This window comes from Fuscovulum blasticum DSM 2131 (assembly GCF_003034965.1).
Classification (GTDB): Bacteria; Pseudomonadota; Alphaproteobacteria; order Rhodobacterales; family Rhodobacteraceae; genus Pseudogemmobacter; species Pseudogemmobacter blasticus.
Genome location: NZ_PZKE01000016.1, coordinates 20,940 through 41,319, shown reverse-complemented (window position 1 = coordinate 41,319; position 20,380 = coordinate 20,940). Strand labels below are relative to the sequence as shown.

At 67.8% G+C, this 20,380-nt stretch carries 20 protein-coding genes and 1 tRNA gene; 14 read left to right on the top strand and 7 right to left on the bottom strand.

Features of this window, described 5'->3' with window-relative positions:
* Positions 1-8: 8 nt before the first annotated feature.
* Both C5F44_RS14665 and fabI read right to left on the bottom strand, forming a co-directional pair.
* Complete coding sequence (locus C5F44_RS14665; protein ID WP_107674296.1) at positions 9-623, bottom strand: LysE family translocator; 615 nt, start codon at positions 621-623, stop codon at positions 9-11.
* The gene (gene fabI / locus C5F44_RS14660) at positions 620-1,450 is read right to left on the bottom strand and encodes an enoyl-ACP reductase FabI (protein ID WP_107674295.1); all 831 of its coding nucleotides are present in this window, start codon (positions 1,448-1,450) and stop codon (positions 620-622) included. The genes C5F44_RS14665 and fabI overlap by 4 nt, the downstream gene beginning before the upstream one ends.
* Before the next feature lie 128 nt (positions 1,451-1,578).
* On the opposite strand from fabI, the gene pdxH reads away from it, so the two are divergent.
* The 5 genes from pdxH (at position 1,579) to C5F44_RS14635 (ending at position 4,484) form a co-directional block, all read left to right on the top strand.
* Positions 1,579-2,196 carry a pyridoxamine 5'-phosphate oxidase gene (pdxH, locus tag C5F44_RS14655; protein ID WP_107674294.1) on the top strand — a complete coding sequence of 206 codons (618 nt, stop codon included), beginning with the start codon at positions 1,579-1,581 and terminating at the stop codon, positions 2,194-2,196.
* Between the two features lie 113 nt (positions 2,197-2,309).
* Positions 2,310-2,879 (top strand): cold-shock protein, encoded by a 570-nt coding sequence (locus tag C5F44_RS14650; protein WP_107674293.1) that lies wholly within the window; start codon positions 2,310-2,312, stop codon positions 2,877-2,879.
* Positions 2,876-3,376 carry a DUF192 domain-containing protein gene (locus tag C5F44_RS14645; protein ID WP_107674292.1) on the top strand — a complete coding sequence of 167 codons (501 nt, stop codon included), beginning with the start codon at positions 2,876-2,878 and terminating at the stop codon, positions 3,374-3,376. The genes C5F44_RS14650 and C5F44_RS14645 overlap by 4 nt, the downstream gene beginning before the upstream one ends.
* Before the next feature lie 78 nt (positions 3,377-3,454).
* Positions 3,455-3,531 (top strand) — tRNA-Pro (locus C5F44_RS14640).
* A 116-nt stretch (positions 3,532-3,647) separates the two neighbouring features.
* Positions 3,648-4,484: a protein NO VEIN domain-containing protein gene (locus C5F44_RS14635; RefSeq protein WP_107674291.1), complete on the top strand. Its 837-nt coding sequence runs from the start codon at positions 3,648-3,650 to the stop codon at positions 4,482-4,484.
* A gap of 48 nt (positions 4,485-4,532) precedes the next feature.
* Here the strand turns inward: C5F44_RS14635 and tdh are convergent, their stop codons facing one another.
* The 4 genes from tdh to C5F44_RS14615 all read right to left on the bottom strand — a co-directional run bounded on the left by tdh (position 4,533) and on the right by C5F44_RS14615 (position 8,937).
* Complete coding sequence (gene tdh, locus C5F44_RS14630; RefSeq protein WP_107674290.1) at positions 4,533-5,558, bottom strand: L-threonine 3-dehydrogenase; 1,026 nt, start codon at positions 5,556-5,558, stop codon at positions 4,533-4,535.
* Complete coding sequence (locus C5F44_RS14625; protein ID WP_107674289.1) at positions 5,558-6,754, bottom strand: glycine C-acetyltransferase; 1,197 nt, start codon at positions 6,752-6,754, stop codon at positions 5,558-5,560. Before C5F44_RS14625 ends, tdh begins: the two co-directional genes overlap by 1 nt.
* A 138-nt stretch (positions 6,755-6,892) precedes the next feature.
* Entirely contained in the window at positions 6,893-7,450 is a 558-nt protein-coding gene (locus C5F44_RS14620; RefSeq protein WP_107674288.1) for a helix-turn-helix domain-containing protein, read from the bottom strand.
* Positions 7,451-7,506: 56 nt separating this feature from the next.
* On the bottom strand, positions 7,507-8,937 hold the full coding sequence (locus tag C5F44_RS14615) for a protein adenylyltransferase SelO (protein ID WP_107674287.1): 1,431 nt from the start codon (positions 8,935-8,937) through the stop codon (positions 7,507-7,509).
* A gap of 422 nt (positions 8,938-9,359) precedes the next feature.
* Here C5F44_RS14615 and C5F44_RS14610 point away from each other — a divergent pair, with 422 nt between their 5' ends.
* From C5F44_RS14610 to hutX, 5 genes are all read left to right on the top strand, one after another.
* A complete protein-coding gene (locus C5F44_RS14610; RefSeq protein WP_235822639.1) occupies positions 9,360-10,628 on the top strand; it encodes an OpgC family protein in 1,269 nt (422 codons plus the stop codon).
* Positions 10,625-12,214 (top strand): OpgD/OpgG family glucan biosynthesis protein, encoded by a 1,590-nt coding sequence (locus tag C5F44_RS14605; RefSeq protein WP_181318284.1) that lies wholly within the window; start codon positions 10,625-10,627, stop codon positions 12,212-12,214. The genes C5F44_RS14610 and C5F44_RS14605 overlap by 4 nt, the downstream gene beginning before the upstream one ends.
* Positions 12,211-13,950 (top strand): glucans biosynthesis glucosyltransferase MdoH, encoded by a 1,740-nt coding sequence (gene mdoH / locus C5F44_RS14600; protein ID WP_107674284.1) that lies wholly within the window; start codon positions 12,211-12,213, stop codon positions 13,948-13,950. The genes C5F44_RS14605 and mdoH overlap by 4 nt, the downstream gene beginning before the upstream one ends.
* A 382-nt stretch (positions 13,951-14,332) precedes the next feature.
* Positions 14,333-15,730 carry a heme anaerobic degradation radical SAM methyltransferase ChuW/HutW gene (hutW, locus tag C5F44_RS14595; RefSeq protein WP_107674283.1) on the top strand — a complete coding sequence of 466 codons (1,398 nt, stop codon included), beginning with the start codon at positions 14,333-14,335 and terminating at the stop codon, positions 15,728-15,730.
* A gap of 2 nt (positions 15,731-15,732) precedes the next feature.
* Complete coding sequence (gene hutX / locus C5F44_RS14590) at positions 15,733-16,242, top strand: heme utilization cystosolic carrier protein HutX (protein ID WP_107674282.1); 510 nt, start codon at positions 15,733-15,735, stop codon at positions 16,240-16,242.
* A gap of 4 nt (positions 16,243-16,246) precedes the next feature.
* Here hutX and C5F44_RS14585 read toward each other — a convergent pair whose 3' ends face one another.
* Positions 16,247-17,032 (bottom strand): IclR family transcriptional regulator, encoded by a 786-nt coding sequence (locus C5F44_RS14585; RefSeq protein ID WP_107674281.1) that lies wholly within the window; start codon positions 17,030-17,032, stop codon positions 16,247-16,249.
* A 147-nt stretch (positions 17,033-17,179) separates the two neighbouring features.
* Between C5F44_RS14585 and C5F44_RS14580 the strand changes: the two genes are divergently transcribed.
* From C5F44_RS14580 to C5F44_RS14565, 4 genes are read left to right on the top strand one after another with little or no spacing between them, the layout of a single operon-like run.
* Positions 17,180-17,944: an SDR family NAD(P)-dependent oxidoreductase gene (locus C5F44_RS14580; protein ID WP_107674280.1), complete on the top strand. Its 765-nt coding sequence runs from the start codon at positions 17,180-17,182 to the stop codon at positions 17,942-17,944.
* Entirely contained in the window at positions 17,941-18,840 is a 900-nt protein-coding gene (locus tag C5F44_RS14575) for a 2-dehydro-3-deoxygalactonokinase (protein ID WP_107674279.1), read from the top strand. Before C5F44_RS14580 ends, C5F44_RS14575 begins: the two co-directional genes overlap by 4 nt.
* Positions 18,837-19,442 carry a 2-dehydro-3-deoxy-6-phosphogalactonate aldolase gene (locus tag C5F44_RS14570; RefSeq protein ID WP_107674278.1) on the top strand — a complete coding sequence of 202 codons (606 nt, stop codon included), beginning with the start codon at positions 18,837-18,839 and terminating at the stop codon, positions 19,440-19,442. The genes C5F44_RS14575 and C5F44_RS14570 overlap by 4 nt, the downstream gene beginning before the upstream one ends.
* Complete coding sequence (locus C5F44_RS14565; protein WP_107674277.1) at positions 19,439-20,293, top strand: SMP-30/gluconolactonase/LRE family protein; 855 nt, start codon at positions 19,439-19,441, stop codon at positions 20,291-20,293. Before C5F44_RS14570 ends, C5F44_RS14565 begins: the two co-directional genes overlap by 4 nt.
* Positions 20,294-20,380 lie beyond the last annotated feature (87 nt).

The following is a 20,380-nucleotide window of genomic DNA, read 5'->3' as shown; positions in this document are numbered from 1 at the left end:
CGCTCCTCTCAGGGGACGGCGATCTTCACCCCGAGAAGTGCCAGGCACCCCCCGAAGGCGCGGTCGAGAACGGTTTTCAGGCTGATATAGGCGCTGCGAGTCCGGTCAAGCGAGAAGACGCGCGCGACGGCGGTGTTCCAGACGGTCTCGTTCAGGAAGACAACCGTCAGCAGCGCGGCATAGACCCAGACCGGCGTGCCCTGCGGCACGGTGCCAACAAAGATGGCGGAAAACAGCACGGCCGGCTTGGGGTTGGCCAGTTGCGTCATCACGCCCAGCCGGAAGGCCGAAGCCGCCGACCGCGGCGGCCGGCCAGAGGCCGACAGGTCCAGCGGCTCGGCCGCGTGGCGCCACATCTTCCAGCCCATCCACAACAGATACAGCCCGCCGACGATCTTCAGCGTCCACAGCAGGGCAGGGGCGGCCTGAAACACCAGGTTCAGCCCGAACAGCGCCGCCATGGCCCAGATCACCCCGCCCAGGCCAATGCCGCAGGCCAGAAAGAAGCCCGTCCGCAGCCCCTCGGTCACGCCGGTGCGCGCCGCCATCAGCACGGCCGGGCCGGGGCTTATCGCCGCCATCAGATGCAGCAGGGCCACTGCAAGGAAGGCGGCAAGGGTCACTGGCCGGCGTCCTTCTTGCCGGTCACGATGTCGATGTCGGGCGCGTCGATCGCCTTCATGCCGACCACATGGTAGCCCGCATCGACATGCAGGTTCTCGCCCGTGGTGCCGCTGCCCAGATCACTCAGCAGGTAAAGCGCGGCCTTGCCCACCTCCTCCTGCGTCACATTGCGGCGCAGCGGGCTGTTCAGCTCGTTCCAGCGCATGATGTAGCGGAAATCGCCAATGCCGCTGGCCGCCAGCGTCTTGATCGGCCCGGCCGAGATCGCGTTCACGCGAATCCCGTCGCGGCCCAGATCCTCGGCGATGTATTTCACCGATGCCTCCAGCGCGGCCTTGCACAGGCCCATCACATTGTAATGCGGCATCACCTTTTCGGCGCCGTAATAGGTCAGCGTCAGCAGGCTGCCGCCCGGCCCCATCATCGCCGCCGCGCGCTGGCAGACCGCGGTGAAGCTGTAGACCGAGATGTCCATCGACATCAGGAAGTTGCTGCGGCTGGTGTCCACATAGCGCCCGCGCAATTCGTTCTTGTCGGAAAAGCCGATGGCATGGACCACGAAATCAAGCTGGCCCCATTCCGCCTTCAGGCTTGCGAACAGCGCATCCAGGCTTTCCTCGCTGGCCACGTCGCATTCGAACAGCACGGGCTTGCCCAGGCTGGCCGCCAGCGGTTCGACCCGCTTCTTCAGCGCCTCGCCCTGATAGGAAAACGCAAGCTCTGCCCCCTGCGCCGCAACCGCCTGGGCAATGCCCCAGGCAATCGACTTGTCATTGGCAAGGCCCATGATCAGGCCCCGTTTTCCTGCCATCAGTCCGGTTGACATACGCAGTTCCTTGCACACTCTTGCGGTTCTTTGCGAAAGACGTGTAGGGCGAAAGCAGCTTTGCCGCAAGGGCAGCAGCAGCCACTCCGGCAGGTGATCAGAGGGCGCAGGATTTGGGAGAGCGGGCGATGGACCGGACCGGCATCTTTGCGGGCGACGACCCGTTCGTGATCGCGCGCCGCTGGCTGGCCGAGGCCGAGCCGCTGGAGCCGAACGATCCCAACGCCATCGCGCTGGCCACCGTCGATGCCGACGGCCTGCCCAATGCCCGCATGGTGCTGCTGAAGGAAATCGAATCGTCCGGCAATGGTGACGGGGCGTTCGTCTTTTACACGAACTACGGTTCGGCCAAGGGGCGCGAGATCGCCGCCACCGGCAAGGCCGCCTTCGTGCTGCACTGGAAGTCGCTGCGCCGGCAGATCCGCGTCCGCGGCGTGACGTCGCGCGAAGAGGGTCCGCAGGCCGATGCCTACTATGCCAGCCGCAGCCTGAAGTCGCGCCTGGGGGCCTGGGCCAGCAAGCAGTCCGAACCGCTGTCGTCGCGGGAAGCCCTGATGGCCGAGGTGGCAAAAGTCACGCTGCAGCAGGGGCCTGTGCCGAAACGCCCGCCCTTTTGGGGCGGAATCCGCATTCATCCGGTCGAGATCGAGTTCTGGGCCGATGGCGCGTTCCGGCTTCATGACCGCTTCCGCTTTACCCGAGGTTCCCCTCAGACGGGCTGGACCTCTGTGCGTCTCAACCCTTAGACAGTATCAACTGTAAACGATTCAGTTCGCATAGTAACGATTCCGCTTGAATCCGCGCCCGCTTGAGCTGCATGTGTAGCGCCGGGCTAATTGCTGGGGAGCTGGCTCTGGGAATGACAGAAGAAGACAAGGCCGTGCAGGTTGTGCAGGGCCGGGTGAAATGGTTTGATCCGGCAAAGGGATTTGGTTTTATCGTCTCTGACAGTACGACCGCCGACATCCTCCTTCATGCCAACGTGCTGCGCAATTTTGGGCAAAGCTCGGTGGCAGACGGGACGGGGATCACGGTCCGGATACAGACCACGCAACGCGGTGTGCAGGCCATTGAGGTCGTAAAGATCGAACCGCCGGAAGGCAGCATCATCCCTCTGGGGGAAGATGCCGGTGTTCATTCGCCGGAAGAACTGCTGGCGTTGCCGCTGGAACCCGCAAGGGTCAAGTGGTTCGACAAGGCCAAGGGTTTCGGGTTCGCCAACGTGTTTGGCCGCCCCGAGGATGTGTTCATCCATGTCGAGGTGCTTCGCGTCTCGGGCTTTGCCGATCTCGCCTCGGGCGAGGCGGTGTCGCTGCGGGTCGTCGAAGGGCGCCGTGGCCGGATGGCCGTTCAGGTGCAAAGCTGGGAATCGGCTCTGCGCAGCCATGCCCATGGCGGCGATGAAAACGGGGCAGGCGACGACGAATGACGGCGAAGTCCACAAGCGAGCAGCGCCTGCCAGCCCTTCTGGCGGCGGCTGTTCTTGTGGCCATTCTTCCGTTCGGCGCCGCACGCGCCGAAGCGGCCTGTTCTGCATCGCGGATCGACCTGCGCACCCCGGACGGCAAGAAAACCTTCGCGGTTGAAGTCGCCGATGATGCCGCCGAGCGGGCGCAGGGTCTGATGAACCGCAAGACCCTTGCGCCGGATGCCGGTATGCTGTTCGTCTATGACACCGCGCGCCCGGTGCAGTTCTGGATGAAGAACACGCTGATCCCGCTGGACATGATCTTTGCCGATGCGGCGGGGGTGGTGACGCGGGTGCATGAAAACGCGGTCCCGCTGGATCTGACGCCCATCCCGGGCGGCACCGCGCGGTTTGTTCTGGAAATCAACGGTGGTCTGGCCCGCCGGCTGGGCATCGCGCCCGGCACGGTTCTGCGCCACCCGGCCATCACCCCGGATGCCGCCTGGCCCTGCAACTGACGGCGCTGCCAGCCTTTTGCCAGCCTGCGCCCCAAACGGCTTTCCCTTCCCGCCAATCCGCGCTATCTGGTCGCGCGTCGGGGCGTAGCGCAGTCTGGTAGCGCGACGGTTTTGGGTACCGTAGGTCGGAAGTTCGAATCTTCTCGCCCCGACCAATCTTGCAAGACAGGTCCAGCCATGTTGCGCCCTGCGGGGCCGCCGCCGCGTTATGCTGCGGCCTCGGACATTCGGCAGGGGTGACAGGCGTGGCCGGGCCTGGCACTGTGCCGCCATGGCGCAAGAGGCATGGTCAGACTTGGAAAACGAAGCCATCGTCGCGGATTACTTCGCGATGCTGGCGGCTGAACTTGCCGACCGGCCCTACAGCAAGGCCGCCCACCGCCGCGCCTTGCAGCCGCTTCTGGCCGGGCGCAGCGAAGCCGCCATCGAATTCAAGCACCAGAACATCAGCGCCGTGCTGATGGGGCTGGGTGCCCCGCGCATTGCCGGCTACCTGCCGGCGCAGAACTTTCAGGCCGCGCTGGCCGGCCCGGTGAACCACTGGCTGGAACGCCACCCGGACTTTGCCGCACCAGCAACCGGCACGGCGGCGGCAGGCGTTTCCGAAGTGGCCCCGCTGCCGTTCGACACGCCGCCAACCCTGCGCAACGAACCCGCCCCGGCCTTTGCCGAAAAGCTGCGCGCCATCGCCCTGCGCTTTGATGTGGCGGCGCGCGATGACCGCAACCGCAGCCTTGGCCGGGCCGGTGAAGAACGGGTGCTGGCGCATGAACGCGAAACGCTGCGCCGGGCGGGCCGGCACGATCTGGCCCGCCGCATCGTCTGGGTCTCGCAGGAACGCGGCGATGGGGCAGGCTATGACATTGCCAGTTTCACCCCCGAAGGGGCCGAGCGGCTGATCGAGGTGAAAACCACCAACGGCGCCTGGGACCGGACGCCCTTCCACATTTCGGCCAACGAATTGCGCGTGGCCGACGAACGCCGCGCCGACTGGCGGCTGGTGCGGGTGTTCAACTTCGCCCGCAGCCCCCGCGCCTTCGAACTGCGCCCGCCGCTTTCGGCCCATGTGGCGCTGACCGCCACCAGTTTCCGCGCCGATTTCGGCTGAACGGCGGGGCAGGGCGCTGCACAGGCCGCGCCCTGCCGGGGGGCGGCGTCAGCCCCAGTCCAGCACCACCTTGCCGCTGGTGCCCGACCGCATGGCGGCGAAGCCCTCTTCGAACCTGTCGGCGGGGAAGCGGTGGGTAATGACCTTGCCGATGTCCAGCCCGTTTTCCAGCATGGCAATCATCTTGTACCAGGTTTCAAAGATCTCGCGGCCATAGACGCCCTTGATCGTGATCGCCTTGAACACGATCCGGCTCCAGTCCACCGCCGACCGGCCCGGCGGGATGCCCAGCATCGCGATGCGGCCCCCCATCACCATGGCCTCGACCATCTGGTCGAACGCGGCCGGGCTGCCCGACATCTCCATCCCCACGTCGAAGCCCTGCACCAGTTTCAGCCGGCCCATCACCTCGCGCAGGTCTTCCGTCGCCACGTTGACCGGCACGATGTCGGCCACCTCGGCCGCCAGCCGCAGCCGGTCCGGGTTCACGTCGGTAATGACCACATGCCGCGCCCCCACATGCCGCGCCACGGCCCCCGCCATGATGCCGATCGGCCCCGCGCCGGTGATCAGCACGTCCTCGCCCACCAGATCGAAGGACAGCGCGGTATGAACTGCATTGCCCAGCGGATCGAGGATCGCCCCGATCTCGTCGGGAATCGTGTCGGGCAGCGGCACCACGTTGAAGGCGGGCAGCCGCAGGTATTCGGCAAAGGCCCCGGGTTCGTTCACGCCGATGCCACGGGTTTCCGGGTCCAGATGGAACCGCCCCGACCGCGACTGCCGGCTGTGGGTGCCGATCAGATGCCCCTCGCCACTGCACCGCTGGCCGATGGCAAGGTCGGTCACGTTGCGGCCCAGTTCCACGATCTCGCCCGCGAATTCGTGGCCCGTCACCAGCCCGACCGGCACGGTTTTCTGTGCCCAGTCGTCCCAGTTCCAGATGTGAACGTCGGTACCACATATGCCTGTCTTGCGTACCTTTATCAGCACGTCGTCTGCACCTATCGCAGGCACCGGCCGCTCTTCGGCCCAAAGCCCCGGCTCCGCCTTCGCCTTTACCAGACAGCGCATCAGATCACCCCCACGTCACGGCCCGCTTCGGCAAAGGCCGACAGCGCGAAATCCAGATCCCCTCGCGTCAACCGCGCATTCATCTGCGTGCGGATGCGCGCCTGCCCCTTGGGCACCACGGGGAAGAAGAAGCCCGCGACATGCACCCCCCGCTCGGCCAGGGCCGCCGCCATCCGCTGCGCCAGCACCGCATCGCCCAGCATGACCGGCACGATGGGGTGTTCGCCCGGCAGCAGCCGGAACCCGGCGGCCGTCAGGCCGGCCCGCCAATAGGCGGCGTTCTCGAAAAGCTGCGCGCGCAGGTCATCGGCCGCCTCGATGATGTCCAGCGCGGCCAGCCCGGCGCCCACCACGGCCGGCGGCAGCGCGTTCGAGAACAGGTACGGCCGCCCGCGCTGGCGCAGCAGGTCGATCACCACCTTCGGCCCGGCGACATAGCCGCCCAAAGCCCCGCCAAGCGCCTTGCCCAGCGTGCCGGTCAGGATGTCCACCGCAACCCCGGCGCGCGACGGCGTGCCCGAACCCTTCGCCCCGACAAAGCCGGTGGCGTGGCAGTCGTCCACCATCACCAGCGCGCCATAGGCATCGGCCAGCCGCCGCACCTCGGCCAGCGGCGCGAAATAGCCGTCCATCGAGAACACGCCGTCGGTCGCCACAAGGATATGCCGCGCCCCTTCGGCCCGCGCCGCCTTGAGCTGCGCCTCAAGGTCGGACATGTCGCCATTGGCGTAACGATAGCGACGCGCCTTCGACAGGCGGATGCCGTCGATGATGCTGGCGTGGTTCAGGCTGTCGGACACCACCGCATCCTCGGGGCCAAGCAGCGGTTCGAACACCGCGCCATTGGCATCGAAACAGGCGGCGAACAGGATCGAATCCTCCATGCCCAGAAACCCGGCCAGCCGGGTTTCCAGCTTGCGGTGCATTTCCTGCGTGCCGCAGATGAACCGGACCGAGGCCATGCCATAGCCCGCCTCGTCCATTGCCGCCTTGGCCGCCGCCACCAGCCGCGGGTCATCGGCAAGACCCAGATAGTTGTTGGCGCAAAGGTTCAGCATCCGCCGGCCGTCCATGGTGACCCAGGCACCCTGCGGCCCTTCGATCGCCCGCTCGGACTTCCACAGACCTTCGCCCCGGATGCCGTCAAGCACCCCGGCCAGGTGCCCCAGAAACGCCGCCCCACCCGTATCCGTCATGAAAGATTTCCTCCGTTTTAACGGAATTACCGCATCGCTGCCGGATCTGTCAATATGGCGGATATGTGTCCGTCAAGACGGATTCCGGGGTCTTCCTTCCGCAAATCACCTTCGGCGCCGGCGGTCCGGCCTCCGGCTTCAGCTTCCCTGAACGATCAGAATGGCGCGCGCCGGGGCGGACCCTTCGGCGCCGATCTCATGGTCGCGGTCCGCGGCATAGCGGGCCACGTCGCCGGCCCCCAGCCGTTCGTCCTCGTCGCCTGAACGCACCCGAAGCTGACCGTCGATCACCGTCAGATGTTCTCGGCAGCCCGGCGAATGGGGCTCGGACAGCAGCCGCGCGCCGGGGCTGAATTCAAGATCATAGACCTCGTTTTCGCCCACGGCCTCGGGCGGCGACAGGATGCGGATGCGCACGCCGCCCCGGTCGATCACCGGGGCCGCATCGGCGCGGGTGATCTCGATCCCCGGCCGTGGCTTGCCTTCCAGCAACCCGGCGAAATCCACCTGCAAGGCCTGGGTCAGGTTCCACAGCGTGGCCACCGTGGGCGAGGATTCGCCCCGTTCGATCTGGCTGACCATGCTGCGCGACACGCCCGACAGCTTGGCCACGGCATCAAGGCTCAGCCCGCGGGCGCGGCGGGCTTCGCGCAGGGAAGAGGCCAGGCGGTCATGAATGTCGGAGCGGTTTGACATGCGCGCAGCAAACCCCGCCCGATGCGCGGCGTCAACGCCTGTCGCAGAACGCCGGGTCAGGTGCCGCAGAAGGTGACATAGGGGCCAAAGCCCGAAGGTGGTGGCAGCATGTACGCCTCGCGCTCGACAAACGGTTCGCGCAGGGCCTGCAGCAGGGCGTCGAAGGGGGCCATGTCGCCACCTGTGGCGGCGGTCAGCGCCTCTTCCACCCGGTGGTTGCGCGGGATCACGGCGGGGTTCACCGCCAGCATCCGGGCGGCGGCGTCGGGGGCAAGCCGGGCCTGCCAGCGCGGCAGCCAGCCCTGCATAAGGGTGAAATCGGGAAACAGCGGGCGCAGGGCGGCTGTGTCGCCTGCGGCGGCCCCGGCAAGGCGGCGGAAGGTCAGCGTCCAGTCAGCCCCCTGCATCGCGGCCAGCAGTTCGTCGATCAGGGCGCCGTCCGTCGCATCCTCGCCCGCAAGCCCCAGCTTGGCCCGCATCACGGCCAGCCATTCGCTGCGGTAAAGCGCGGCAACCCGGTCCAGCCGGTCATTCGCCGCCGCGACCGCCGTGTCGCCGTTCGGGTCGATCAGCGGCAGCAGCGCCTCGGCCAGACGGGCCAGGTTCCACAGCAGGATGCGCGGCTGATTGGCCCAGGAATAGCGCCCCTGCCGGTCGATCGAGGAAAACACCGTGTCGGGGTCGAAGGCATCGAGAAAAGCGCAGGGGCCATAGTCGATGGTTTCCCCCGACAGTGCCATATTGTCGGTGTTCATCACCCCATGCAGGAAGCCAAGGCCCATCCATTGCGCGATCAGCCGGCACTGGCGGGCGGCGGCGGCATCGAACAGCGCCAGTGCGGGCGTTTCCGCTGCCGGGGCATCGGGGTAGTGGCGGGCCAGCGTGTAGGTGGTCAGCGCCTGCAGCTTGTCGGTCTCGCCCCGGGCAGACAGGAACTGGAAGCTGCCAACCCGGATGTGGCTGGCGGCAATCCGGGCCAGCACCGCGCCGGGCTGGCGGCCGCTGTCGCGCCAGATGCCTTCGCCCGTGGTGGCCACGGCCAGCGCGCGGGTGGTGGGCACGCCAAGCGCGGCCATCGCTTCGGACACCAGCGCCTCGCGCAGCATGGGGCCAAGCACGGCCTTGCCGTCGCCGCCGCGCGAGAACGGCGTTTTCCCCGAACCTTTCAGTTGCAGGTCATAGCGGCGGCCGTCCGGGGCAAGGTGTTCCCCCAACAGATGCGCCCGGCCGTCGCCCAGAACGGGCGAGAAGCCGCCGAACTGGTGGCCGGCATAGGCCAGCGCGACCGGATCGGCGCCGGGCGGCAGGGCGGCACCCGAGAACCAGGCGGCCCCTTGCGCGGCCAGATCATCAGCGTCGAGGCCCAGATCGGCCGCAAGCGGGCGATTCAGGAAGACCAGTTCCGGCGCAGGAGCCGCGTCAGGGGCAAGCCGCAGGAAGGTGCCCGGCAGGTCGCGGGCCCAGGTATTGTCAAAACGGAAGGTCATGGCCGGTCCCCCTTTGCCCTGCGCAGCATATGGGGCCGCCAGACAACGGGGCAAGTGGTCCACGAAGGCCCCCGGTGGCAAAGGGCATCAAGGCCGATGCCGCATCTCTTGCCGGGCAGGGCAGGGGCGTTCTGTTTGCGCAAGCGGCATCCACCTGCGGGAACGGGGCGCGACGGTGGAATTTCATCCGCTATTTGCCTGTTTTTTGAGCGTATCGGCGGATAGCTGCCGGCACGCCTGCGCTAACCCGCCAAAATCACGATCTTTTCAGTCGTGCCCGGATTGAAGCCAAAGCTGCATAGAGGTATCCGGGCGGCTTGGAATGATGCTGCGCCTGCAGAATCGCTGGCAAGGCAGACGAACGCAACAGATGCCTGACAGAGCCGGGTTCTTCCACCGGTCGGGCGAGACAGGAATGACGGGTGGCTGAAGTGTATGCAGGCCCCGCAACCACGATGACCCCGGCCCCGCGGCCGCGTGATCTGCGGCTGGATTTCTTCCGCGGCGTTGCGATGATTGTCATCCTTGTCGCCCATATCACCGACAACCCCTGGGCGCTGTTCATGCCCGGCCGTTTCGGGTTTTCGGATTCGGCCGAGATTTTCGTGTTCTGCTCGGGCATGGCTTCGGCGCTGGCCTTCGGCACGCTGTTCGCCCGCGCGGGCTGGCTGCTGGGCACGGCGCGCATCGCGCACCGGATCTGGCAGGTCTACTGGGTGCATATCGGTATCTTCCTGCTGACGCTGGCGCTGATGGTGGCGATAAATGCCACCGGGCTGTTCCCGCGCGACGTGGTGTCGGGGCTGAACCTCAAGCCGTTCCTGAATGAAACCGGGCCGAACCTGCTGGGCCTGCTGACGCTGACCTATGTGCCGAACTATTTCGACATCCTGCCGATGTATATCGTGCTGCTGGCGATGCTGCCGCTGTTCCTGCTGCTGGCGCGGGTTGACCGCAGGCTTGCAATGGCGGTCAGCGTGGCCCTGTGGACGTTGGCGCAGTTCGGCCTGCTGAACCTGCCGGCCGAGCTGTGGTTCGAGCGTGGATCGACCCGGGCCTGGTTCTTCAATCCCTTTGCCTGGCAACTGGTGTTCATGACCGGCTATGCGCTGATGGCGGGCTGGCTGCCGGTGCCGCCGGTGCGGCGCGGGCTGGTGGTGCTTGCCTTGGCGATTGTTCTGGTGACGGTGCCTTTCGCCTGGCATGTGACGCTGGGCGCCTTTGAGGGGCTGCGCTCGCTGCGGGGTGACTGGTGGTTCCTGTTCGAAAAGACCACGCAGGGCGCGCTGCGCTATGTGCATTTCCTGGCGCTGGCCTATCTGGCCTGGGTTGCCGTTGGCCCCAAGGGTGCCTGGCTGACCCAGGGCACGCGTCGGGTGCCGGTGGTGCAGGCGGTGTCGCTGGTTGGTCGGCAGTCGCTGGCGGTCTTCGCGGTGTCGATGGTGATCGCCCGCGGTCTTGGCGCGCTGCTGGATCTGTTCGGACGCGATTTCGCGGCAACCGTGGCGGTCAACCTGCTGGGGCTGGGGCTGCTTTATGCGACCGCCGTCGTGGTCACATGGTTCAAGTCCAGCCCGTGGAAGGCGCCGGTGCGGCCGGCCGGTGTGGCCTCGGTGCCGCGCGCCGGTCGTGCGATGCCCGAAGGCCCTGTGTCGGCAATGCCTGTTTCCGGGCCGGAGGTGCGGGGATGAGCGGTTCCGTGATGTCACGCCGGGCGCTTCTGGGCACCCTGTCGGCCCTTGGGCTGATGCCGCAACTGGTGCGGGCCGAGGGGGAAGCCGCGACCGCCGCCGCCGAAGGCGCCACGGTGATCGAACCCAAGACCTTCGGGGTGAAACTGGGCGACCCGCTGCCCTTCAGCCGCGCCACGCTTGAGGCCGAGGCCAAGGCGCTGGCCGCGGCGGATTATGTGCCGCCGCCGGAAGTGTCGTCCGAATGGCGCGACCTGACCTATGACCAGTTCCGCGAGATCTGGTTCGATACCCGCAACGGCCTGTTCCGCGACAGCGACAGCGCCGTCCGGGCCGACCTGTTCATCGCCGGCCTCTATCAGACCCATGAGGTCGAGGTGAATGCGGTCAAGGACGGGATGGCGCGGCGCGTGGCCTTCGATCTGGGGCTGTACGACACAACCGACCGTTTCCCGCAGCTTGATCCGGCCGGAACCGGCTTTTCCGGTATCCGCCTTTTGGGCGAACTGGTCGAACCGACGGTGTTCCAGGAATATGCGGTGTTCCAGGGCGCGACCTATTTCCGTGCCATCGGCAAAGAGCAGATCTACGGTCTGTCGGCGCGTGGGCTGGCCATCGGCACCACCGGGGCGAACGGCCCCGAGGAATTCCCGCTGTTCCGCGCCTATTGGGTGGAAGCGGCCGCCGCCGGCTCTGCCGAGGCGGTGGTTCATGCCCTGATGGACGGCCCTTCGGCGACCGGGGCCTATACCTTCCGCATCCGCAAGGGCCTGCCCACGGTGATCGAGGTCGAGGCGACGGTGTACCCGCGCGTCGAACTGACGGATTTCGGCATCGCGCCGGAAACATCGATGTTCCTGTTCAACGATCTGAACCGCATCAAGTTCGACGATTTCCGCGAAGGCGTGCATGACAGCGACGGGTTGCAGATCGCCAATGGCGCGGGCGAAATCCTGTGGCGGCCGCTGCGCAACCCCGAGCGGGTGGAGATGAGCGGCTTTGGCGACACCGGCCTGCGCGGCTTTGGCCTGATGCAGCGCGCGCGCGATCCCGAGTCCTATCTGGATTTCGAAGCCAAGTATGAACGCCGCCCCAGCCTGTGGGTGGAACCCCTGGGCGACTGGGGCAAGGGCCGGGTCATGCTGATGGAAATTCCGGCTGACAAGGAAATCTACGACAACATCGTGGCCTACTGGCAGCCGGATGCGCCAATGGCGGCGGGCAGCGAACAGAAATTCAGCTATCGTCTTTACTGGGGCGAGGATGCCCCGGTGGACGGTCTGGTGGCGCGGGTGCAGGGCAGCCGCACCGGCGAGCGGGTCTTTGAAGAAGGCCGCATCTTCACGATTGACTACGCGCCCCATCCGGCGCTGGGCGAGGACATCTCTGCGTTGGAGGCGCGGGTGTCCACATCGTCCGGTGAGGTGAAGGGCGTGCAAGTGAAACCCAACCCCGCGACGGGAGGCGTCCGGGTTGCGGCAACTTTTCTGATGCCCGAGGGCATTCCGGCCGAATTGCGCGTCGAGTTGTGGCGTGATGCGGTCCGGGTAGGGGAAGTTTGGCTTTACAGGTGGTTTGGCGCATGACGCAGCTTCTTCGTCCGTTGACGGGCTTCCAGCCCGTTGGCTTGCCGGCAAGCCTTCTTATGCCGGATCAGAACCTGAAACTGCCGTTCCATGACCCGGCAGCGCCGGCGACCGGCCCGCGCCGGACGCACGCGCGGCGGGTGCGGCTGGCGGTGCTGGGGCTGCCGCCGCTGGTGGCGCTGGCCTTCGGGCTGGCCACGGCGCAGGTGCTGACGGTGGATGGCCGGCTTGGCCCGGCCGAAACCGCCCTGGCGGTGCTGTCGGGCTTTGCCATCTACTGGCTGGCGCTGTCCACCGTCACCTCGGCGATCGGGTTCTTCCGCCGTCCGCGCCCGCAGGCCCATGCCGCGGCGCCGGGGCTGCGGATTGCCATCCTGCTGCCGATGTATGGCGAAGACCCGCAGGAAACCATCGGTCGCGCCGCCGACCTGCTGGCAGCCCTGAAGGGGCCGGGACACGCCCACCGATTTTCGCTGCATGTCCTGTCCGACACCCGCGATCCGCGTGCGGTGCTGACGGAAACCGCGACCGTTGCCGCCATCAGCGAGGCGCGGCCCAACCTGGTGATCCGCTATCGCCACCGGCTGAAGAACCGTGACTACAAGCAGGGCAATATCCGCGACTGGATTACCCGTCAGGGCTCGGCCTATGACGCGGCGCTGATCCTGGACGCCGACAGCCGCATGGGCCGCCGCACCGTTCTGACGCTGGCCGATGCGCTGGTGGCCGATCCGGGCTGCGCGCTGGTGCAATCCTTGCCGCTGGTCGATGCCGGCGAGACGGTCTGGCAGCGTCTGCAAAGTTTTGCCAACCGGGTGTATGGCGGGCCGCTGGGCCGTGGCTATGCAAGCTGGACCGGGTCGGACGGCAACTTCATGGGCCACAATGCCATGGTGCGGGTCAAGGCCTTCGCCACCTGCGCCGGGCTGCCGCAACTGTCGGGCCCGCGCCCGCTGGGCGGCGTGATCCTGAGCCACGATTTCGTGGAAGCCGCGCTGTTGCGCCGTGCCGGCTGGGGTGTGCGTATCCTGCCCGAAGCGGCAGACAGCCATGAAGAGGCGCCGTCGTCGCTGGTGGGCCATATCAAGCGCGACGCCCGCTGGTGCCAGGGCAACCTTCAACACGTCCGCCTGCTGTTCGGCGCGGCGGGGCTGAACCCGATTTCCCGGTTCCACCTGTTCTCGGGCGCCATGGCCTATCTTGGCGCCGTGGTCTGGGCCGCGATCCTGATCCTCTGGGCCTCGGCCGGGTCGGAAGAAGTGTATTTCCTGACGCCAGGCACCGGCAACGGTGCGGGCTGGCTGATGGTCACCGTGCTGGCGCTGCTGTTCGCGCCCAAGCTGATGGGGATTGCCGACCATATCCTGCGTGTCGGCCTGCCGCGCGGGCGCCGTCTGGCCTTTGCCGGTGCGGTGCTGACCGAGACGCTGGTTTCGGCGCTGGTGGCGCCGGTGATGATGGTGCAGCACCTCAAGATCATCCTGCGCGCGCTGACCGGGGTGGATACCGGCTGGCCGCAGCATGGCCACGGCCCGATTCCGTGGCGCGACCTCATCCGGTTCCATGCGGTGGAAACGGTTCTTGGGCTGATCCTGCTGGCGGCGATCATTGCCGGGGGGCTCAGCCTCTGGGCGCTGCCGGTGGCGGTGGGGTTGGTGCTGTCGGTGCCGGTGTCCAAGCTGGCGGCATCGGACGGGCACTGGATTCCCGTCGCCTCGACCGGCCGGCTGCGCTGAAGGCGCTGACGCGCTGACGCGCGGGCACAACCTGGCACTTACACGACATGGCAAACCCCGGCCCGCAAGGCGCCGGGGTTTTCGTTTGGGCGTCTGGTGCGGAGGGCTTCAAAAGCCGCGGCGCGAAGCGTCTGCCTGCCTGCCAGACTCTTGCACAGCCATGTTGTTGATTATTTTTATCGGAAATTGATCTGAATCAAATCCTCCGTCCGCCCGGTTGCCCTAACACCGGCAGGCGTTCCACTTACCCAGCCTTTGCCAGGTCGCGGACCCTTTCTACGAACTGGCAAGGGAAGTTCTGCATGACGTTCTTGGCACACCTTCCCGGCGGGCGGAAGGAAGGGGCCGCGACCGGCGCCTTTTGGGCAGCGGGGGGCGGGCAATGACGCAGGTCTTGCGCAATCTGCCGGGTGCCGCGATCCGTGATCAGGCCACCCCCACCTTTGAGGCCTTCTTCGCGGCGATTGGCGGCGATCCCCTGACCTCGGCCTTTCCGCCCAAGCGCGGGGCGCATCCGGCGGCGGCCATGACGGCGGTGCCCGATGCCCATGTGCCGGACCTGTGGCGCCAGATCCATTCCCGCCCGCGAGAGGCGCGGGCGGTCGGCTATGTGCATATCCCGTTCTGCGAAAACCACTGCCTGTTCTGCGGCTTCTACCAGAACGCCTGGCGGCCGACCGAGGGGCCGGCCTATGTCGATGCGGTGATCGCGCAGATGGCTGCCTTTGCCGAAACTCCCGCCCGGGACGGGCCGCCCCTGCAGGCGGTCTATCTGGGGGGCGGCACGCCAACCGCCCTGGCCGCACGCGATCTGGCCCGGCTGGTCGAGGCGATCCGCCGCCACCTGCCGCTGGCCCCCGATTGCGAGATCACGCTGGAAGGGCGGGTCCATTCCTTCGGTCTGGACAAGGCGCGGGCGGCTTTCGGGGCCGGGGTGAACCGGGTGTCGCTGGGGGTGCAAAGTTTTTCCGAGGCAATCCGCCGCCCGCTGGGCCGCAAGGCAAGCCGGGCCGAGCTGATTGCCACGCTGGAGGGGCTGGTTGCGCTGGACAGCGCCGCCATTGTGGTTGACCTTATCTATGGCCTGCCCCGGCAGACGCCGGCGGATGTGGCGGCCGATGTCGCGATGTGCGCGCAGATCGGGCTGCACGGGCTGGATCTGTATTCGCTGAACCTGATCCCCGGCACACCGCTGCTGACGGCGATGGAGAAGGGCAAGATGACGCCCGCCGGGCCATCCGATCTGGGCCGGTTCTTCGCGGCCGGAGAAGAGGCCGCCGAGGCAGAGGGCTGGACGCCGATCTCGACCAGTCACTGGCAGGGCGGGCTGCGTGAACGCAATGTCTACAATCTGGCGGTGAAGACCGGGGCGGAATGTCTGGCCTTCGGTGCGGGGGGCGGCGGGTCGCTGCGGGGCCTCAGCTACCGCAACACGCCGGTCCTGACCGAATTCGCCACCGCCCACGGGGCCGGGCTGGTGCGCGGCCTGATGCGGCACGCGCGGTCGGCGCCGGTGGTCAATGCGGTCAAGGCGGGGATGGAGCGTGGGCGGCTGGACCTGCGCCCGGTCGAGGCGGCCTTGCGGCGGCTTTGCGGGGCGCCCTCCCGCACGATTGAGGCCCATCTGGCCCCGCTTCTGACGCAATGGGCCGAAGCCGGGCTGTTGCAACCCGAACATGGCGCCTGGCGGCTGACGCGGGCCGGGCGGTTCTGGCAGGTGCCGATGACCGCACGCCTGACCGGCTGCCTGGGCCAGCACCCCGATCTGAAGGAGACCTGAAAATGACACTGATCGACACCCGTCCCACCCTGGCCGAGGCCCTTGCCGCCCAGCCGATGGCCGCGCTGGAAGATATTGCCCGCAGTGCCGGGGTCACCCCGCTGGACGTGTTGAAAGCCCTGCCGCCAGGCGAGGTGACGCTGCTGCCGGGCCGCCATATGGTGGCCGCGCTGGATGACATCGCCGCTTGGGGCGAGGTGACCTTCATCGTCAACACCGGGCCGGTGATCCTTGAGGTCAAGGCGCCCTTGGGCGGCGGCACGGTTGCGCAGGGCATGTACAACTTCAGGGGCAAGCCCACGAGCGGCCATCTGCACCTGGCGACGGCGGCCCATGTGGCCTTTGTCCGGCGCCGGCTGTTCGCGTCGGAAACGCGGTCGGTGCAGGTCTATGGCCAGGATGGGGCCTGCCTGTTCAAGGTCTATCTGGGCCGCGATGCGCAGCGCCAGTTGATCCCGGCCCAGATTGCCGCCTTCGACGCGCTGGAGGCGCGGCTTCTGGCCGGGGGCTGACGGGTCAGCCGGCTTCGGGGAACTGCCAGTCTTCGGCGGCGGCGGCGATCTGCGCCGCCACCTCGCGCAACCGGCCGGCCCCGGCGGCAAGGGTTTCCAGCGTGCTGCGCGCGGTGGTCGAGGTGACGGACAGCGCCCCGATCACCCGCCCGCCGCGCGTCAGGATCGGTACCGCGCAGCAGATGATGCCGGGCTCATGCTCTTCGCGGTCGAAGGCGTGGCCGCGGGTCCGGATTTCCGCCAGTTCGGCGGTCAGCTTCTCGGCGCTGTCCAGCGTGGCCGGCGTGAAGCGGTGGAAACTTTGCCGCGCCAGCACGCCGGGCAGGGCGGCGGGCGGCAGGAAGGCCAGCATCGCCTTGCCAACCCCGGTGCAATAGGCCGGGCCAACCTTGCCTGCCGAGGAATACATCTCGACCGGGCGCGCGGCATTGCGCTTGTCCACATACAGCACCTGTCCCTGATCAAGCTGCGCCAGATGGACCGTCTCGCCGGTTTCCATGGCCAGCGTGTCCAGCCAGGGCCGGGCAATCGGCGCAAGGGATGCGGTTGCCCAGGCCGCATGGGCCAGCCGCAGCAGGCGCAGGCCGGGGCGGTAGCTGCCGGTGGCATCGTCCTGCGTCAGCAGCCCCTGATGCACCAGCGTCTGCAGCAGGCGGTAAAGCGTGGCCTTGGGATAGGCGCTTTCGGCCAGCAGGTCCGAAAACCGCACCGGGCGGCCATGGGCGGCAACCCTGTCCAGCACCTCAAGCGCCTTGCCGACCGTTCCATCCGCCCCTGCGCCGCTTGCCATCGCCCTGTTCCCCCTGGCCCGTTGACAGGGCCAAGTCTGTGCGGCATGGTTTCAATATTCAAGAATTAGTTTCAAATAATGGAACTTCGGACCGGGGCCGGATGCGCCCCAGACCCGATGCCGCCTGCTGACATGGGAGAGCCAGCGATGACCCCGATCTACCCCGACCTGAGCGGCGCTTCGGTCTTTGTCACCGGCGGCGGGTCCGGCATCGGGGCGGCGCTGACCGAGGGCTTCCTGCGGCAGGGCGCCCGGGTGGCCTTCTGCCAGCGTCGCGACGGCGCGGCGTTTTGTGATCGGATGGCGCAGGAAACCGGCAACCGCCCCCTGTTCCTGCCCTGCGACATCACCCATCTGGCGGCCTTGCGCGGGGCGCTGGATCAGGCCGCCGCCGCCCATGGCCCGATCACCGTGCTGGTGAACAACGCCGCCAATGACCAGCGCCACAAGACGCTTGAGACCGACGAGGCGTTCTTCGATTGGTCCATCGCCATCAATCTGAAGGCCTATTTCTTTGCCGCGCAGGCGGTGATTCCCGCTATGCAGGCAGCCGGGGGCGGGGCGATCATCAACTTCTCCTCGATCAGCTACATGATGGGGAACGCGGGTTATCCGGTCTATACGGCGGCGAATTCCGCCATCAACGGCCTGACCCGCAGCCTTGCCCGCGAATTCGGCCCCGACCGGATTCGCGTCAATGCGCTGGCCCCCGGCTGGGTGCTGACGCAGAAGCAGAAGGATCTTTGGGTCACGCCCGAAGGGCTGGCGGCGCATCTGGCGCGGCAATGTCTGCCCGATGCGCTGGAGCCCGAGGATATGGTCGGCGGCTGCCTGTTCCTTTCGTCTTCCGCCTCGAAGGCGATGACGGGGCAGGCGCTGGTGATCGACGGCGGCGTGGTGGTGACCGGATGAAAGCAGACTGGATCGCGGTTGACTGGGGCACCACGCGGTTGCGCGCCTGGGCCATGGGGCCGGACGGCGTGCGCGCCGAAGCCGCCTCGGACGAAGGCATGGGGCGGCTGGACCGGGCCGGGTTCGAACCGGCCCTGCTGCGGCTGATCGGGGGCTGGCTGGGGTCCGGTGTCACGCCAGTGCTGGCCTGTGGCATGGTGGGCAGCCGGCAGGGCTGGCACGAGGTGCCCTATCGGCAGGTGCCCTGTGCGCCGGTGGCGGCAGGGGCGCTGGCGGCGGTGCCGGTGCAGGACCGGCGGATCGCTGTCCAGATCGTGCCGGGGCTGGCGCAGTCCGTGCCGGCCGATGTGATGCGCGGCGAGGAAACCCAGATCGCCGGGGCGCTGACGCTGCATCCGGGGTTCGACGGCGCGGTCTGCCTGCCGGGCACGCATTCCAAATGGGCGCAGGTCAGTGCGGGCGAGGTGGTCAGCTTCCAGACCTTCCTGACGGGCGAGCTGTTCGCGCTGCTCAGCGAACAGTCGGTGCTTCGCCATGGCCTTTCCGAAGGTTGGGACGACAGCGCCTTTGATGCCGGCCTTGCCGAAGGCGCCAGCCGCCCCGAGCGGCTGATGGCGCTGCTGTTCCGGCTGCGGGCCGAAGGGTTGCTGTCCGGGCTGTCCGGTGCGGCGGCGCGGTCGCGGCTGTCCGGGCTGCTGATCGGCGCCGAACTTGCGGCGGCACGGCCTTGGTGGCTGGGCCTGCCGATCCTGCTGATCGGGGCTGACCGGCTGTGCGGGCTTTACGCGCGCGGGCTGGCGGCACAGGGCGCCACGGCGCGGGTGCTGCCGGCCACCGATTGCACCCTTGCCGGGCTGGCGCTGGCCTCCGGCGCGTTGAAAGGAGCAGCCGCATGACCCGCCCGATCATCGCCATCCTGCGCGGCCTGCCGCCCGAAGATGCCCTTCCGGTGGCCAGTGCGCTGATCGAGGCCGGGATCGCCACGATCGAGGTGCCGCTGAATTCGCCGCAGCCGGTGTCGTCCATCGCCGCCATGGCGCGGGCCTTTGGCGAGGTTGCGCTGATCGGCGCGGGCACGGTGCTGACGCCCGCCCAGGTGGCCGAGGTGGCGGCGGCAGGCGGGCGGATCATCGTCTCACCCAATACCGATGCGGCGGTGATCGCGGAAACCCGCCGTCTGGGCCTGCAAAGCTGGCCCGGCGTGATGACCCCGACCGAGGCTTTTGCGGCGCTGGCCGCCGGGGCAACCGGGCTGAAGCTGTTTCCCGGCAACCTGATCGGCCCCGAGGGGTTGAAGGCACTGCGCGCCGTGCTGCCGCCGGCCACCCCGCTTTATGCCGTGGGCGGGGCAGGGGCCGGAAATCTGGGCCTGTGGCTTCAGGCCGGGGCCGACGGCTTCGGCATCGGCACCGCGCTTTACACCCCCGGACTGTCTGCCGCCGAAGTGGGCCAGCGCGCCCGCGCCCTGGTCGCCGCTTATGACGAGGCCCTGCGATGATCTTCGATTCCCGTCCTTGCGAACTGGGCGAAGGCCCGCTCTGGCACCCCTTGCGCGGCCAGTTGTTCTGGTTCGACATTCTGGGCCGCCGCCTGCTGACGCGCGATGCCGATGGCCCGCGCGACTGGGTCTTTCCCGACCTGGTGTCCGCCGCCGGCTGGCTGGACCGTGACAACCTGCTGATCGCCAGTGAACGGGCGCTCTTCCGCTTCGATCTTGTCAGCGGCGACAGCCAGCCCGTGGTGGATCTGGACGCGGGCAATGCCAAGACCCGCTCGAACGATGGCCGGGCCGATCCGCAGGGCGGCTTCTGGATCGGCACCATGGGCAAACGGGCGGAAGCCGGGGCAGGGGCGATCTGGCGCTGGTTTCGCGGCGAACTGCGCTGCCTGTTCCCGCGGATCACCATCCCGAACGCGATCTGCTTTGCCCCCGACGGCCGTAGCGCCCGCTTTGCCGATACGGTGACCGGACAGGTCATGCGCGTGGCGCTGGATGCCGAGGGCTGGCCCTCGGGCCGGCCAGAGCTGTTTCTGGACCTGACCGCCGAGGGGCTGAACCCCGATGGCGCGGTCATCGACGCCTCCGGGGTGATGTGGCTGGCCGAATGGGGCGCGGCCCGCGTCTCGGCCTATGCGCCGGACGGTAGCCGCCTGCGCAGCGTGGGCTTTGACGCGCCGCACACCAGTTGCCCGGCCTTCGGCGGCGACACGCTTTATTGCACCACCGCCTTGCAGGACATGGACGCCCCCGCCCGCGCCACTTACCCGGCGGCAGGGCAGACCTTCATGGCGAAGGGCATCGCCAGGGGGCAGACCGAACATCGGGTGATCCTGCCGCCCGCGCGCTGAAGAGCGGACGGCAATTCATCGGTCGTGCGGAAGCAGAAAGTTTCCGTGCAGGGCGCTTCGGGGCGAACGGCAGAGAGGGTGGGCCTT